The following is a 13,975-nucleotide window of genomic DNA, read 5'->3' on the forward strand; positions in this document are numbered from 1 at the left end:
GGTCTACGGGATATCATATTATGGTATTCCAAACTTTTCGCAAGGGGCATGAGGCGACCGGCCATCACTCCGCGCTTTGCCCGGCGCCGCAGGTTCAGCCCAGCATCCCGGGTTCGAAGGGGATGCTTTGCACCACTTCCAGCTCATAGCCGGCAAGGCCTGCGTATTTCAACGGCGGCCCCAGGTGCCGCAGCTTGCCGACGCCCAGGTCCTGAAGAATCTGCGCGCCGGTACCCACCTCCGAGTACACCTTCGACTGGCCGCGCTGGTAGGGCCTCAGCGGTTGCGTAAGGTGCGGCACGCGCTCCAGCAAGGCCTGGGAAGACTCATGGTTGGCCAGGATCACCACCACACCGGCACCTTCCTGGGCCACTTTCTGCAAGGCGGCCCACAACGTCCAGTTGGCAGGGCCGGCGTATTCGGCGCCCACCAGGTCGCGCAGCGGGTCGATCACGTGCACCCGCACCAGGGTCGGTTGTTCGCGGCGAATGTCGCCCATCACCATGGCCATGTGCACACCGCCTTCGATGCCGTCTTCATAGGTGACCAGGCGGAAGGTGCCATGCACGGTCGGCAGTTCACGTTCGCCTATGCGCTTGACGGTCTGTTCGTTGCTGAGGCGGTAGTGGATCAGGTCGGCGATGGTGCCGATCTTGATGCCATGGCGTGCTGCAAATACTTCCAGGTCGGGGCGCCGCGCCATGGTGCCGTCGTCGTTGAGCACTTCCACGATCACCGACGCCGGGCTGAAACCGGCCAGGCGCGCCAGGTCGCAGCCCGCTTCGGTATGCCCCGCGCGGTTCAGCACACCGCCTTCACGCGCACGCAAGGGGAAGATGTGGCCCGGCTGCACCAGGTCTTCCGGGCGCGCGTCCGCGGCCATCGCGGCGGCCACGGTGCGGGCGCGGTCGGCGGCAGAAATACCGGTCGTTACCCCGGTAGCCGCTTCGATCGATACGGTGAACGCGGTGCTGAAGACGCTGCCATTGGCCGGCACCATCTGCTCCAGGCCCAGGCGCTGGCAGTGCTCGTCAGTCAGGGTCAGGCAGATCAGCCCGCGGGCTTCGCGGGCCATGAAGTTGATTGCCTGGGCATCGCAACGTTCGGCTGCAATCAGCAGGTCGCCTTCGTTTTCCCGGTCTTCATCGTCTACCAGCAGCACCATCTTGCCTTGGCGGTAGTCCTCGAGAATCTCATCGACAGTGTTGAAAGCCATGTTGCACACTCGCTGTGGCTGGTTGATTATTATGGTATACCATCATACATAAAATCATTTCGAGAGGAGAGTTACGCATGAAGGCCTACTGGATCGCCCATGTGGACGTCACCGACCCTCAGCAGTACCTGCAATACACCCAGCGTGCCCCGGCGGCGTTCCAGGCGTTTGGCGGGCGGTTTCTGGCGCGCGGTGGGCGCAGCGAGGCGGTGGAAGGGCGTGACACCCCTCAGCGTAGCGTGGTCATCGAGTTCGACTCCTACGAACAGGCGCTGGCCTGCTACCACTCAGACCAGTACCAGCAAGCCTGTAGCCACCGCCAGGGGGTGGCTCGGGCCGAAGTGATCATCGTCGAGGGGGTCGAGGGCTGAACCACAAGGCAGGGACCACAGTGCAGATAAAACTGGCTATGCTTGGCCGATGACCAGCCCTGCACCCCTGCGCCAACCTTGCCCGCCGGGTGCCTGTAACTGCGGCCGTGAACAACTGGCCACTCACGCACAGGCCGCCCAGCGCATTCTTCTGCTGAACCGGCAGGAAGAAAAGCGCCTGCTCGAGCGGCTGGAAAACCTCCAGTCCCTCGAAGACCTGTACCGCTTGCAGCAACGCTTGTACGACAACCTCGGTATCCGGCTGCACATCGCCCCCGGCCACCATGAGGTGCGCACCATGCGCGGCATCGTCATCGAACTGGACGATCAGCCGGGGCTGTGCCGCAAGACTCGCCAGGCCATCCCGGCGGCCATCCGCCGGGGCCTGGAGCGTAACCCACAGGTGGCGTTCCGCCTGCTCGACACCCATGACTTGCTGCGCGATGCCTGATGCCGGGCAGCGTTGCCACGCGGGGCTAATTTTTTTACAACCTGCCACGTCTACTTCAAAGCCCCCTGCGCCCCTGGCGCTGCGGCCCTCATCATTCAAGGAGACAGGCAATGACTTCCGTTTTCGACCGTGACGACATCCAGTTTCAGGTCGTGGTCAACCACGAAGAGCAATACTCGATCTGGCCCGACTACAAAGCTATCCCCGATGGCTGGCGCGCCGTGGGCAAAAGCGGCCTGAAGAAGGAGTGCCTGGCCTACATCGACGAGGTGTGGACCGACATGCGCCCGCTGAGCCTGCGCCAGAAAATGGCGGAAGCTGCTGCGCAGTGACCACGGTCAACCTGCTGTGCCTGCCGTACTCGGGCGCCAGCGCCATGGTGTATAGCCGCTGGCGGCGCAAGCTGCCCGCCTGGTTGCAGGTGCGCCCGGTCGAGCTGCCCGGGCGTGGCGCACGCCTGGGGGAGCCCTTGCACACCGACATGCAGGGCCTGGCCCGGCAACTGGCGGCCGAGCAGCGCCTGGCGGCCAACGCCCCTTACGCCTTGCTTGGCCACAGCCTGGGTGCGCTGCTGGCGTTCGAACTTGCCCATGAATTGCAAGGGTTGGGGTGCACCCCACCCCTGGCGCTGTTCGCCTGCGGTACGGCGGCGCCCACCCGCCGTGAAGACTACGATGGCAACAACTGGCGCGAGCCCAAAACCGACCCCGAGTTGCTCGACGAACTGCGCACACTGCAGGGTACGCCGGAAGAAGTGCTGGCCAACCCTGAGCTGATGAGCCTGACGTTGCCCATTCTGCGGGCCGACTTTCTGCTGTGCGGCACCTACGCCTACCGCCAGCGGCCTGCGTTGCAATGCCCGTTGCACGTGCTGGGCGGCGAAAACGACCGCGCCAGTGATGAGCAACTCGACGCCTGGCGGCTGGAGACGCGCGGTGCCTTCTCCAGGCAGATGTTCAGCGGCGGCCATTTCTTCATCCACGAGCATGAAGACCGCGTACTGGCTGCCCTGACCCGCGCACTGGAACCGTTGCGCCAGTCCGCCTGATTGACGTCCCCGGTTGCCTGGGAGAGGCTAGGGCTTTTCCCAGGCAAGGGGCAGGCAATGCTGATTGACCCGAACAAGGCCACGCTGCTGGTCATCGACATCCAGGAAAAACTCATCGGCGCCATGAGCGACCCTGAAGGCACCCAGGCACGCGCTCGCTGGTTGCTGACGGTGGCAGAAGAGCTGAAATTGCCGACGGTGATTTCGGAGCAATATCCCAAAGGTCTTGGCCCTACACTCGGGCCGTTGCTGGAAGCCGCGCCGGGGGCCAAGGTGGTTGAAAAAAACCATTTCTCCTGCGTCGCTGCTCAGTGCCTGCCCAGCGAGCTGATGGCGCGTGAGCAGGTCATCGTCTGCGGCATGGAAACCCACGTGTGCGTGTTGCAAACCGTGCTTGGCCTGCTGGCGCTGGGCAAGCAGGTGTTCGTGGTGGAGGACGCCTGTGACAGCCGTACCCAGGCCAACAAGGCCGCCGGGTTGGCGCGCATGCGCGGTGCCGGGGCGCAGGTGGTGACCCGCGAGATGGTGGTGTTCGAGCTGATGGGCAGTGCCAGCCACCCGTCCTTCCGGCATATCAGCAAGACGTTTCTGGTAGGGGAACAGCCCTGAACCGGCGCGCGGTAATGGGCGTGGTGATCGCCCTGGCGCTGCTGCAAGGCTGCGCCGGGCGCCGTGAACCCACCCCCCAGGCCGACCCGGCGCAGGTGCGTGCGCAGCTCATGCGCCTGCTGCCGGCACAGGCACGCGACCGTGCGGGTTGGGCTGACGATATCCAGACCGCGTTTCAGGCCCAGGGCCTTGAGCCCAGCCAGAGCAACCTGTGTGCGGTGCTGGCGGTGACCGAGCAGGAGTCCACCTTCAACGCCGACCCGCAGGTACCCAACCTGGGGCGTATCGCCCGAGAGGAAATCGACCGCCGTGCGGCGCGGCTGCATATCCCCAGATTGCTCGTCGACGGCGCGTTGAAAACCCCCTCCGGCAACGGTCAGAGCTACCAGCAGCGGCTGCTTTCGGTGCGCAGCGAGCGGCAACTCAGCGAACTGTACGATGAGGTGATCGCCCGGGTGCCGTTGGGCAAGACCTTGCTCGGTGGCCTGAACCCGGTGCGTACCGGTGGGCCGATGCAGGTGAGCGTCGCCTTCGCTGAACGGCATGCACAGGGCTACCCCTACAGCCAGGCTGGCAGTATCCGCCAAGAGGTGTTCAGCCGCCGTGGCGGAATGTATTTCGGCATCGCCCACTTGCTGGGTTACCCGGCCAATTACGACCGCCAGCTGTACCGTTTTGCCGACTTCAACGCAGGCTGGTACGCCAGCCGCAATGCTGCGTTTCAGGCGGCGCTGAGCCAGGTGACGGGCGTGCAACTGGCACTGGATGGTGACCTGATAGCCCCTGGTGCGATCATGCCAGGTACCACAGAGCAGGCTGCGCGCAGGCTGGGCGCCAAGCTTGGCTTGCGCAACCCGCAAATCCGCAGCCAGCTGGAGCAGGGCACCCAGCTGGACTTCGAAGACAGCCGCTTGTACGCGGGGGTGTTTGCGTTGGCCGATGCCGCCGCTGGCAAGCCGCTGCCGCGGGCGGTGCTACCCGGCATCGAGCTGAAAAGCCCGAAGATCACGCGCAAACTGACCACGGCCTGGTTTGCCGGGCGGGTGGATGAGCGGTATCAGCGGTGCATGCGGCGTTAGCGACGCGGGTCTCGGTTCCCATCGCCGGCAAGCCGGGTGCCACATGCCCCAGCTGAAGCCGGCACACCCTGCATCAACTGTCGCCCAGCGCCTTGATCACCTGGTCGACACTGGCCTTCAGCCCCCCCAGCGCATCCTCAGGGTCACTCTCCACCACCACCAGCTTGGCCCCGGATGCCTTGATCACCTCGGCCACCGCAGCCTCCGGCTGCCGATGGTCCAGCACCAGGGCCACATCCTGCGCCTTCAGGTTTGCCCCCAGCGCCTCGAGCGCGGCGGTGTCCCAATTGCTCGGCAGCGGTTGTTCCACCACATCCAGGTTCAACCCGCTGGCCAGGTAGCTCAGCCGCTCCGACAGGCTCACCACCGTCAGGTTGTCGACCTTGGCCAGGCGGGTCTGGCTGCTGGCGGCCAGCTCCAGCAGTTGGCGCTTGAGCCCCGCCAGGTTGCCCTGGATCCTGGTTTTGTCCTGGGGCGAAAGCCGCTCCAGGTCATTGGCCATCACATCCGCCATGCGCCCGAGGTTGGTGGGGTTCAGCCAGGGGTAGGCGGCATGGGCATCGTCACCGCTCACCGCAATACCCGGCAGTGCGCCGTCGACGGGGCGCGCCGCGTCAATTTCCACGATGCGGATATTGCTGCGCCTGGCCACCGGGTACAGCGGGTCGTCGCGCCATAGGGAGCGCAGCCCGATCACCGCGTCGGCCTGCTGCGCCGCCTTCTGCAAGCTGGCGCCGCCGCGCCCGCTGAAGTACGACGGTTGCCGGCTGGCAGGCAGGTTGGCCGGTGCTGCCCGCTTCAGCTCCACCGTGGTGCCGTCCAGCAGGGCGCTTGCCAGGCTATGAGTCACGGGCAGGGCGGTCAGCACTTGGGTGGCGAACGACAGCGACGGCAGGCTGGCCAGGGCCACTGTCAGGGTCAGGCGTTTCAGGTTCATGCCGGGTTTCCTTGCAGGCGTGGGACGAGGGCGCGGGCCAGTGCCGCGAGGGCGAAGCAGATGCCGGCAACCAGGATGATCGCGGCGCCTGAAGGCACCGGCAGGTCGCAGACGATGGGCAGCAAGATACCGAGCAGGGTGCTGAGCGTGGCGATCAGCACCGACAAAAAGAAGAAGCCTTTGAGCGACTGGCTGACCAACCGCGCGGCGGCAGCGGGGATCACCAGCAAGGCACCCACCAGGATCGCCCCGATCACTTTCACCGAAGCCACGGTGACCAGCGTGACCAGCACCACGAACAGGTAATCCAGGGTTTTCACCGCTACGCCGCGCACGGCAGCCAGCTGCGGATTGAAGCTGGCCAGCATGATCCGGTTGTACAACGGCAACGCCAGGGCCAGCACCAGTGCAGCGACGATGCCGAGCACGACCAGGTCCTGGCCGCTTACGGTCAACACCGACCCGAACAACACGTTTTCCAGGATGTGCACGTTGATCTTGCCGGCCAGCATCAACAGCAGGCTGGCCCCGAGGGCCAGGGACACCGACAGGAATACGCCGATCAGCGTATCCGGCGACAGCCCCGTGCGGTTGCGCAGGAAGTTGAGCAGGATGCCGAACAGCAGGCAGTAGCCAAACAGGCTGCCATAGGGGCCGGTGTAGGGCTCCCCCAGCAGGATGCCGATTGCCACGCCGGTGAGCGCCGCATGGCCGACCGCTTCAGAGAAGAACGCGAAGCGCTTGACCACCACCAAGGTGCCGAGCCCACCCAGGACCGGGCCGATCATCAGGCCTGCCAGCAAGGCGTTGACCACAAAACCGTAGGCCAGTGCCTCCGGCAGGTAGCCCAGTGTGGCCCACTGCTGGACCAGTTGACGGAAGGATTCGAAGCTCATCAGGCAAGGCTCTCGCTGCGCGGGTGAACGGAGAACAGGCCGAGCAGGCGCTCGGGCGTGAGGGCCTGGGCGGGCGGTGCGTCAAACAGCACCTTGCGGCTCAGGCCGGTGACCCGGTCTGCCAGGCGCAGCACCGCCTCCAGGTCGTGTTCGATCCACAGCACCGTCGTGCCGGCCTGGCGCCAACCGGCCAGCAACTGCTCGAACACCTGAATGCCTGCCTCGTCCAGCGCCGACATGGGCTCGTCCAGCACCAGTAATTGCGGCTCGGGGATCAGGCCCTGGGCCAGCAGCACCCGTTGGCGCTCACCACCCGACAGCGCGCCCATGCGGCGCTTGCGTTTGTCCAGCATGCCGACCCGCACCAGCGCGGCGTCGATGGCGGGCTGCACGCGCCGGGACAAGCCCAGGAACGCGGGGCGTTTCTGGCACATGGCGGCCATGAAGTCATCGACGGTCATGGGCAGCCCACGGTCGAATTCCAGCGCCTGTGGCACATAGCCGATAACCTCCCGCTCGCCCGGCCAGCGCAGGGTCAACTGACCCTGGTGCGGCATCTGCCCAAGCAGTGTCTTGATCAACGAACTCTTGCCGCCACCATTGGGGCCGACGATGGCGTGCACGGTGCCGGGCGCGACGCTGAAGGCCACCTGCTCAAGAATGCGCGTGCGCCCCAGGGTGAGGTCGATGCCACCGAACTCGATGGCCGGGCCACAAGCCGGCTGCACGTGGGCGGCGGCGGTCATGCGCGGTTCTCCTGGATGGCACGCACCACGGTATCGAGGTTGCGCTTCATCTCCACTTCATACTTGTCCTTGGTGTATTCCCCATAGGAGATGTGGGTCAGTGGGTACAGGCGAACGCCGGCCTCGCGCTGGATGGTTTCCACGTAGGCGGAAGGGAAGTCCATCTCCGAGAAGATCACCCGCACATCCAGCGCCTTCAACTGGTCGATGGTCTTTTTCAACTGGGCGGGGCTGGGTTCGATCCCATGGGCCGGCTCCACCACCGCGGTGACTTCCAGGCCGAAGTCGCGCACCAGGTAGTCGTAGGCGGCATGGATGGTGGCCACGCGGAAGGTGGCGCTGGGCGCCTCGGTCACCTTGGCCAGGGCCTCGGCCCGCAGGGTGCGCAGGCGCTTGCCATAAGCGCGGGCGTTCTGCGTGTAGAACTTGGCGTTCGCCGGGTCCAGCTTGCCAAGCTCGCGGGCGATGTTATTGACCTGCGCAATGGTGGTGCTGATGGACAGGAAGGTATGGGGGTTGACGACCTTGCCCGCACCCCGTGCGGCGATGCCTGTGGCGGCGAGCAAGGGGACGTTCTGGTTGGACTCGATGGTGGCGATGCCGGGCTTTTCGCTGGCGGCGATCATGCGGTCGGCAAAATCGTCATGGCCCACACCGTTGAGCACCACCACGTCCAGTGTACCGATGCGCTTGATGTCCTCAGCCCGGGGCTCGTAGGCGTGGGGGTTGAAACCCGCGGGAATCAACGGCACCACTTCGGCCTTGTCTGCGACGATATTGCTCACATAGCTGTAATAGGGGTGCAGGGTGATGCCGATGCGCAGTGGCTTGCCACTGTCGGCCAGGGCCATGGCCGGCAGGGCGATGGCCAGAAGCAGGGCGAGGGCGGAGCGAAACATGGGAAGTCCTTTTGGGTTCAGTGGCGGTGTTCGCGGGTGACACCGGCGTCGTAGTGGCTGACCACCTGCCGCCAGCCCGCTGCAATCAAGGCTGCCTGGCCGAGGTCGTCGGGTGGCAGGTGGCTGCTGTCGCGGCGTAGCCAGATATCCGGTTGGCCGTCGTTGCCAGCGGGCAGGATCAGCAGCAGGCTGCCGGCGATGTCCGGGGCCTGGCTGCGGCCGAGGTAGGCGCCGGCCTGCAGCCACGTCCACTGATGGTTGCCGCGGCTCTGGCTGCCGGCGTCATCGACGAAAGGCGGCAGGCCGTCTTCGGCCAGCGCCTGCACACCCGGGGCAGCCTGGCGCTCTTCGCGCAGCATCTGGATTTCGTCGAAGGCCACCCTCAGGTCGGTATACAGCCCCTGTTCGGCAGCCGTCAGGTCGCGACGTGCATCGAGCTGGTGGCGCTCGATGGCCTGCTCGTCTTCACGCTCGCCACGCAGCGCCACCACCCCTGCTGCCAGCAAGACGATCAATACGCTGACCAGTAGCACGTACAGGGTTTCGTGCCCGGCACCCGCCGGGCGTATCACCTGGGCGCGGCTCATGGTTGTGGGATGTCGGCGTAGTCGACTTCCACCACATGCCCGGGGCCGGCGTCGAACAGCACATAGAACTCGCCATCAGGGCGCTTGAAGGTCAGGGTCGAGTCTTCCCCCAGCTTGCCGCCGACCAGCACCTGCTCGTCGTAACCAATCACGTCCAGGGTCACGCCAGGGGCGCCGCTGCCATCGGAGAAGCCCCCCGTGCACTTGACCTGGCCGCTGGCAAGTTCCTCGCATTCGCACATGGGGTTGTGGGCCATCGCCGGGGCGGCGGCCAGTAGCAGCATCGGTAGCGCGAAGGTGCGCATCAGGTGTTTCATTTCTTGCCTCCTTGTTTCTTGAGCCACGCCACGGTAGCGGGCGATGCCTCGGCCAATGGGACCGAAGCCTGGTGCATGCTGCCGTCCCAGCCTTCCACGGTGATCCAGATCTGGGCATCGTGGCTGGTGCGTGGGGGAATAGGCAGTGAGGTACTCATGTTGTAGGGCGCACCAAAGAAAATGGTGCCGGCAGCGCGCAGGCTGCGGGGTTTGCCGATACGCAGGTAGGTCGCCTTCACGTCCTGGGTGCAGGCCTTGCACAGTGCGGCGTTGAAGACCTTGAAAAACCCGGCCGGGCCGTCGGCCTGGGGTTCTTGGTCGCGCATCTCGGCCAGGTCCAGGCTGTAGGGGCCCACCTGGATGTCGCGCACGATGTTGGCGCCCAGGCCCGCTTCGCCGCGGAACAGCTTGGCATCGGCGAAGTACTTGGGCATGAAGCCCAGCGGGATGAGGATCAGCAGGATGTTGAGGTGAAAACGCCATTTCAGCCAGGCTTGTTTCAACGGGCTGGCGGTGAGGGTCTGGGCCCGGCTCATGAGTGGACCTCCACGGTGGTTTCACGCGGGAGGTTGCGGGGGGCGCGTTCACCGCGCTTGAGCGCGGCAGCAGTGGCTTGGGCGGTACGCTTGGTCCAGATAAGCAGGCCGCTGAACACCATCAGGGTCAGTACCAGCCCGAAGAAGAACCACACCAGCTTGATCGGCAAGCCACCAAAATCGCCCGTGTGCAGCGGGCGCATGGATTCGGTGACGAACTCGAGCGCCGACCTGTCGCTGATCAGAAACTGGCTGTCGATCGTGCGGGTGTAAGGGTTTACCGCCGCACTCTGGTGCATCAATGGGTACCAGCCTGGGCCGCTCAGGTTGATGTGGCTGTAGGCGGTAGACGGCAGCGAAACGAAGCTGACTTCCAGCCCGGGGATGGCCAGGCCTGCCAGGCGCACAGCCTCGTCCAGGTCGATGCGCGGGGCAGGGGAGCCGTCTTGGGTTTGCGGGACCTGCTCCCGTGCGATGACAGGCACGACCTTCTCGCTTGAGAGGGTGATGTGATTGTCAAACAGGATCGCCTGGATCAGGAACCATGTGCCGGTAATGGAAATGACTGCAATGAACCAGATCGACCACACCCCGGCCAGGCGGTGCAGGTCACCCCAGAAAATTCGGGAGCCATGGCCGGTTCGCACCGGTTTGAAGAAGCCCTTCCAGAACTTCTTGTACACCACCAGCCCGGTCACCAGCGAGGCCAGCATGGGCAGGCCCAGTATGGAGACCAGGTACCACCCCCAGCTATAGCCATTAGTGAAGGGCACCAGCCACCAACCGTGCAGCGCGCGGGTGAATGCTTCAAAGTTGAAGTCCGGGGTCTTGCCCTGGATGGCGCCGGTGTAGGGGTTTACATAAAGCGTCGGGCTGGTGCCGTCTGGCAGGGTGACATTGGCCTTGACGGCGAAATGCGAGCCATCTGGCTGGCTGAGGCCACCCACGATCATGTCTGGCTTGGCTTCATGCAGGGCATCCAGTACCTGCTGGAAGGTCATACGCTGCACGTCGCCATCAGGCTTGTTCGCCCGCACCGCCGGGTCGGCCAGCCAGACGATCTCCTGGCTGACCACGGCGAGCATGCCAGTGAAACAAACGATGAGCACGAAGAACCAGATCGGCAAGGCGAGCCAGCTGTGGACCAGGAACCACAACTTGGACTTTGATTTTTTCGGTGTTTTGGCCATCAGACAGTCTTCTGCAGGGGATAGTCGAGCGTGAGCCCAACCAAAAAGGGCTGTACTGATAAGGACGAATGAGAATCAAAAAACCGTCGTTTTAAATGCAAGCAAATGTTTCAGATGGCCGAAGCCGGCCCGTGGTGAAACCATGGGCCGGCCTGGAAGCGGTGGGTCAGGCGCTGGTCAGCGCTACAGCAGGTTGCGGTTTGCCTTGCAGGTGCGACAGGTCGTGGTAGAGGGCCCGGCCAATTTCTGCTGCACGCGATGGCAGCACAGACAACAGGGTGTCGCTCAGGCCATGGCTGTTCTCACAGAACCCCTGCAGATACACCGCAGCCTGCAGGTCAGGGCTGGCCAGTACTCGGTAATTGCGGTCGACGTTGAAATCCTCCACGTAGCCTGCCAGCGGCGCCAGCAGCTCGCGGTGCGAGCGGCGTTCGTAGCCGGTCGCCAGGATCACGGCGTCGTAGCGGTGCGTCTGCTGCTGGCCGGTGGCGAGGTCACTGAGTGTCAGCTCCAACCCGTCGCGGGTGGCCACCACCGCTTCCACCTGGCGCCGGCACAGCACGTTGTGACGGTGCTGGTGGGCGACCTTCTGCCGATAGAGCACGCCGTAGATGCGCTCGATCAGGTTCAGGTCCACGACGGAGTAGTTGGTGTTGTGGTATTCACCCAGCAACTTGCTGCGTTGTTCGGCCGGCTCGTTGAAGACCAGGTCGGTGTAGTCCGGGGCAAAGATTTCGTTCACGAACGGGCTGTCGTCTGCGGGCTTCAGGGCCGTGGCGCGCAGGATCATGTCCACCTTGACCGACGGGTAGCTGTCATTCAGGTCGATGAATGCCTCTGCGGCGCTCTGGCCGGAGCCGATCACTGCAATGCGCATGGGTTTGCCGTCAGTGCAAGGCAGTTTCTTCAGGCTGCTGAGGTATTGGGAGTGATGGAATACCCGGGGATCATCCTTGAACGCGCCGAATTTCTGCGGAATTTTCGGGGTGCCACCACTGCCCACCACTACCGAACGGGTACGGCGGCTGTACTCCCGGCCCTGGACGTCGCGCGACACCAGCCGCAAATGTTCGACGCGGCCGGCTACAACCTCGGGCTCGATGCGCAGCACTTCTTCGCCATAAACGGCCTGGGTGGCGAAATGCTCCGCTGCCCAGCGCAGGTAATCGTTGTACTCCAGGCGGCACGGGTAAAAGGTGCCCAGGTTGATGAAATCGGCCAGGCGTTGCTTCTGGTGCAGGTAGTTGACGAAGCTGTAGGGGCTGGTGGGGTTGCGCAGCGACACCAGGTCCTTGAGAAACGAGATCTGCAACTCGCTCTGGGTCGCCAGGGTTTCGCCATGCCAGCGGTAGTCCTGCTGTTTGTCGATGAACAGTGCATCCAGTGCATGGCCCTGCACTTCGGCGAGTTCCTCCAAGGCGATGGCCAGGGCGAGGTTCGAGGGGCCAAAGCCCACGCCGATCAGATCTTTGATAGTTTCCTGCTGTGAGGCCTGGGTCATGGCTGCAATTCCCTGAAGGTCGAATGTGAGCGCGCCAGCGCTGATACATGTTTTGGAACGAGCCAGGGGATAGGGAATTTAGCAGCCTAAAGACCCGGCCACGGCGGCCGATAGGCAGAGGTAGGACGAACATAACCTTTGAAGGGAGCCCACATGGCAGGGATAAACGCAGGCAACCTGATGATCAATGGGGTCTCGGCCCAGGCACTGAGTGAGGCCGCCGCTACCGCTCAGGCCGCCACCTCTGGCGGCGCTGTGACCATCCCCAGCGACAGCATGCGGATGTCCAAGGCTAGCCAGACGCAAGACACCGAGGCCAGCGACCTGGGTGAATCGGAAGCGGTGAAGCAGCTGCGGCAATTGATCAAGGACCTGCAAAAGCAGCTGGCCGAGGAGCAGAAGCAGCTGGCAGCTCTAATGGCCAGCAACATGGAAGACACCGCCAAGGCCGCTGCGGTGGCGGCCAAGCAAGCCAGCATCGCCAACCTCAGCGGGCAGATTCTGGCGGCCTCCGGGCAATTGCTGCAGCTATTGAAGGACAGCGGCAGCAGCAGCGCCGGCGCCACGTTCAGCGCCGAGGCCTGACCTGTGGCGAGGGCTATTCGGCCGCCACACGGCCCTTGCCGTGTCTATCGGCCTTGTATTGCATGGCCACGGCCGGGGCCGGCTTGGTCGCACCGGTTTCCAGCCATTGGCGCATACGGCTGGCATCGGCGAAGTGGGTGTACTTGCCAAACGCATCGAGAATCACCATCGCCACAGGGCGGTTGTCCATGCGGGTCAACAGCACCAGGCAGTGCCCTGCCTCGTTGGTAAACCCGGTCTTGGTCAGCTTGATGTCCCAGTTGCTCTTGTTGACCAGGTGGTCGGTGTTGCGGAAACCCAGGGTGTAGTTGGGCTTGCGGAAGGCCACCGTTTTTTCACGCGTGGTCGACAGGCTGCTGAGCATTGGGTACTTGCGCGCCGCCATCAGCAGCTTGGTCAGGTCCCGGGCAGTGGAGACGTTCTGGGTGGACAGCCCGGTAGGCTCCACATAGCGTGTGTGGGTCATGCCCAGGCTGCGGGCCTTGGCATTCATTGCCTTGATGAACGCCGGGTAGCCACCGGGGTAGTGGTTGGCCAGGGTGGTGGCCGCACGGTTTTCCGATGACATCAGGGTAATCAGCAGGGTTTCGTGGCGGTTCAGTTCACTGCCCAGCCGCACCCGTGAATAAACGCCTCTCATCTCCGGGTTGTTGGCGATGGTCATGGTCAGCATTTCGTCCATCGGCTGCTTCGCGTCCAGCACCACCATTGCCGTCATCAACTTGGTGACCGAGGCAATGGGCAGCACCCGGTCTGGACGGCTTGAATACAGTTCCTGGTTGGTGTTCAGGTCGATCAGCAACGCGCTGCCCGATGCCAAGTGCAGTTTGGCAGGGTCGCGCTGAAGTTGGGCGTGAGGCTGAGCGGCAGCAGCAATCGACGTGTGGGTTGCGGTACCTGTGAGCAACAGCAGCAGGCTGAGGATGGACAGGGTTGTTTTCACGTTGTGACTCACTAATGGTTGGTATGTCGTTGGCTGTGCGAGGGTTTTTCTCAGAACCGGCGCA

General features: G+C 64.0%; 18 protein-coding genes. 7 read left to right on the top strand and 11 right to left on the bottom strand.

All coding sequences use genetic code 11. From position 1 onward, the window contains the following. Positions 1 to 94: 94 nt before the first annotated feature. A complete protein-coding gene (ribBA, locus tag APH25_RS04735) occupies positions 95 to 1,216 on the bottom strand; it encodes a bifunctional 3,4-dihydroxy-2-butanone-4-phosphate synthase/GTP cyclohydrolase II (RefSeq protein WP_028634432.1) in 1,122 nt (373 codons plus the stop codon). A 77-nt stretch (positions 1,217 to 1,293) separates the two neighbouring features. Between ribBA and APH25_RS04740 the strand changes: the two genes are divergently transcribed. From APH25_RS04740 to APH25_RS04765, 6 genes are all read left to right on the top strand, one after another. Beyond that, a complete protein-coding gene (locus tag APH25_RS04740; RefSeq protein WP_060481231.1) occupies positions 1,294 to 1,587 on the top strand; it encodes a DUF1330 domain-containing protein in 294 nt (97 codons plus the stop codon). Positions 1,588 to 1,636: 49 nt separating this feature from the next. After that, positions 1,637 to 2,038, top strand: a complete 402-nt coding sequence (locus APH25_RS04745; protein WP_028634430.1) for a hypothetical protein — start codon at positions 1,637 to 1,639, stop codon at positions 2,036 to 2,038. Positions 2,039 to 2,148: 110 nt separating this feature from the next. Then, complete coding sequence (locus APH25_RS04750) at positions 2,149 to 2,370, top strand: MbtH family protein (protein WP_028634429.1); 222 nt, start codon at positions 2,149 to 2,151, stop codon at positions 2,368 to 2,370. Then, positions 2,367 to 3,086, top strand: coding sequence for a thioesterase II family protein (locus tag APH25_RS04755; RefSeq protein ID WP_060481232.1), 720 nt, complete (start codon positions 2,367 to 2,369; stop codon positions 3,084 to 3,086). The genes APH25_RS04750 and APH25_RS04755 overlap by 4 nt, the downstream gene beginning before the upstream one ends. Before the next feature lie 57 nt (positions 3,087 to 3,143). Continuing rightward, positions 3,144 to 3,695 (top strand): hydrolase, encoded by a 552-nt coding sequence (locus APH25_RS04760; protein ID WP_060481233.1) that lies wholly within the window; start codon positions 3,144 to 3,146, stop codon positions 3,693 to 3,695. 14 nt (positions 3,696 to 3,709) lie between these two features. After that, positions 3,710 to 4,774: a DUF1615 domain-containing protein gene (locus tag APH25_RS04765; protein ID WP_177331154.1), complete on the top strand. Its 1,065-nt coding sequence runs from the start codon at positions 3,710 to 3,712 to the stop codon at positions 4,772 to 4,774. Between the two features lie 73 nt (positions 4,775 to 4,847). On the opposite strand, the gene APH25_RS04770 is transcribed toward APH25_RS04765, so the two are convergent. The 9 genes from APH25_RS04770 to APH25_RS04810 form a co-directional block, all read right to left on the bottom strand. Then, positions 4,848 to 5,711 carry a metal ABC transporter solute-binding protein, Zn/Mn family gene (locus tag APH25_RS04770; RefSeq protein WP_060481234.1) on the bottom strand — a complete coding sequence of 288 codons (864 nt, stop codon included), beginning with the start codon at positions 5,709 to 5,711 and terminating at the stop codon, positions 4,848 to 4,850. Further along, on the bottom strand, positions 5,708 to 6,607 hold the full coding sequence (locus APH25_RS04775; protein ID WP_060481235.1) for a metal ABC transporter permease: 900 nt from the start codon (positions 6,605 to 6,607) through the stop codon (positions 5,708 to 5,710). The genes APH25_RS04770 and APH25_RS04775 overlap by 4 nt, the downstream gene beginning before the upstream one ends. Next, positions 6,607 to 7,353 carry a metal ABC transporter ATP-binding protein gene (locus APH25_RS04780; protein ID WP_060481236.1) on the bottom strand — a complete coding sequence of 249 codons (747 nt, stop codon included), beginning with the start codon at positions 7,351 to 7,353 and terminating at the stop codon, positions 6,607 to 6,609. The genes APH25_RS04775 and APH25_RS04780 overlap by 1 nt, the downstream gene beginning before the upstream one ends. After that, a complete protein-coding gene (locus APH25_RS04785) occupies positions 7,350 to 8,252 on the bottom strand; it encodes a metal ABC transporter substrate-binding protein (RefSeq protein WP_028634422.1) in 903 nt (300 codons plus the stop codon). The genes APH25_RS04780 and APH25_RS04785 overlap by 4 nt, the downstream gene beginning before the upstream one ends. A 17-nt stretch (positions 8,253 to 8,269) precedes the next feature. Further along, complete coding sequence (locus APH25_RS04790; protein WP_028634421.1) at positions 8,270 to 8,839, bottom strand: DUF6162 family protein; 570 nt, start codon at positions 8,837 to 8,839, stop codon at positions 8,270 to 8,272. Next, complete coding sequence (locus APH25_RS04795) at positions 8,836 to 9,156, bottom strand: hypothetical protein (protein WP_060481237.1); 321 nt, start codon at positions 9,154 to 9,156, stop codon at positions 8,836 to 8,838. The genes APH25_RS04790 and APH25_RS04795 overlap by 4 nt, the downstream gene beginning before the upstream one ends. Then, positions 9,153 to 9,692: a hypothetical protein gene (locus tag APH25_RS04800; protein ID WP_060481238.1), complete on the bottom strand. Its 540-nt coding sequence runs from the start codon at positions 9,690 to 9,692 to the stop codon at positions 9,153 to 9,155. Before APH25_RS04800 ends, APH25_RS04795 begins: the two co-directional genes overlap by 4 nt. Next, entirely contained in the window at positions 9,689 to 10,882 is a 1,194-nt protein-coding gene (locus tag APH25_RS04805) for a PepSY domain-containing protein (protein ID WP_060481239.1), read from the bottom strand. The genes APH25_RS04800 and APH25_RS04805 overlap by 4 nt, the downstream gene beginning before the upstream one ends. 166 nt (positions 10,883 to 11,048) lie before the next feature. Continuing rightward, a complete protein-coding gene (locus APH25_RS04810) occupies positions 11,049 to 12,383 on the bottom strand; it encodes a lysine N(6)-hydroxylase/L-ornithine N(5)-oxygenase family protein (protein ID WP_060481240.1) in 1,335 nt (444 codons plus the stop codon). Between the two features lie 153 nt (positions 12,384 to 12,536). On the opposite strand from APH25_RS04810, the gene APH25_RS04815 reads away from it, so the two are divergent. Then, positions 12,537 to 12,968, top strand: coding sequence for a hypothetical protein (locus tag APH25_RS04815; protein ID WP_060481241.1), 432 nt, complete (start codon positions 12,537 to 12,539; stop codon positions 12,966 to 12,968). Positions 12,969 to 12,981: 13 nt separating this feature from the next. Here APH25_RS04815 and pbpG read toward each other — a convergent pair whose 3' ends face one another. After that, positions 12,982 to 13,911: a D-alanyl-D-alanine endopeptidase gene (pbpG, locus tag APH25_RS04820; RefSeq protein ID WP_028634415.1), complete on the bottom strand. Its 930-nt coding sequence runs from the start codon at positions 13,909 to 13,911 to the stop codon at positions 12,982 to 12,984. Between the last annotated feature and the right edge of the window lie 64 nt (positions 13,912 to 13,975).

The organism is Pseudomonas sp. NBRC 111119, assembly GCF_001320125.1.
Taxonomy (GTDB): domain Bacteria; phylum Pseudomonadota; class Gammaproteobacteria; order Pseudomonadales; family Pseudomonadaceae; genus Aquipseudomonas; species Aquipseudomonas parafulva.

Excerpts from the sequence above, each read along its gene's own strand:
- ribBA (WP_028634432.1), bottom strand. The coding sequence starts at position 1,216 with ATGGCTTTCAACACTGTCGATGAGATTCTCGAGGACTACCGCCAAGGC.
- APH25_RS04740 (WP_060481231.1), top strand. The coding sequence starts at position 1,294 with ATGAAGGCCTACTGGATCGCCCATGTGGACGTCACCGACCCTCAGCAG.
- APH25_RS04745 (WP_028634430.1), top strand. The coding sequence starts at position 1,637 with ATGACCAGCCCTGCACCCCTGCGCCAACCTTGCCCGCCGGGTGCCTGT.
- APH25_RS04750 (WP_028634429.1), top strand. The coding sequence starts at position 2,149 with ATGACTTCCGTTTTCGACCGTGACGACATCCAGTTTCAGGTCGTGGTC.
- APH25_RS04760 (WP_060481233.1), top strand. The coding sequence starts at position 3,144 with ATGCTGATTGACCCGAACAAGGCCACGCTGCTGGTCATCGACATCCAG.
- APH25_RS04765 (WP_177331154.1), top strand. The coding sequence starts at position 3,710 with ATGGGCGTGGTGATCGCCCTGGCGCTGCTGCAAGGCTGCGCCGGGCGC.
- APH25_RS04770 (WP_060481234.1), bottom strand. The coding sequence starts at position 5,711 with ATGAACCTGAAACGCCTGACCCTGACAGTGGCCCTGGCCAGCCTGCCG.
- APH25_RS04775 (WP_060481235.1), bottom strand. The coding sequence starts at position 6,607 with ATGAGCTTCGAATCCTTCCGTCAACTGGTCCAGCAGTGGGCCACACTG.
- APH25_RS04780 (WP_060481236.1), bottom strand. The coding sequence starts at position 7,353 with ATGACCGCCGCCGCCCACGTGCAGCCGGCTTGTGGCCCGGCCATCGAG.
- APH25_RS04785 (WP_028634422.1), bottom strand. The coding sequence starts at position 8,252 with ATGTTTCGCTCCGCCCTCGCCCTGCTTCTGGCCATCGCCCTGCCGGCC.
- APH25_RS04790 (WP_028634421.1), bottom strand. The coding sequence starts at position 8,839 with ATGAGCCGCGCCCAGGTGATACGCCCGGCGGGTGCCGGGCACGAAACC.
- APH25_RS04795 (WP_060481237.1), bottom strand. The coding sequence starts at position 9,156 with ATGAAACACCTGATGCGCACCTTCGCGCTACCGATGCTGCTACTGGCC.
- APH25_RS04800 (WP_060481238.1), bottom strand. The coding sequence starts at position 9,692 with ATGAGCCGGGCCCAGACCCTCACCGCCAGCCCGTTGAAACAAGCCTGG.
- APH25_RS04805 (WP_060481239.1), bottom strand. The coding sequence starts at position 10,882 with ATGGCCAAAACACCGAAAAAATCAAAGTCCAAGTTGTGGTTCCTGGTC.
- APH25_RS04810 (WP_060481240.1), bottom strand. The coding sequence starts at position 12,383 with ATGACCCAGGCCTCACAGCAGGAAACTATCAAAGATCTGATCGGCGTG.
- APH25_RS04815 (WP_060481241.1), top strand. The coding sequence starts at position 12,537 with ATGGCAGGGATAAACGCAGGCAACCTGATGATCAATGGGGTCTCGGCC.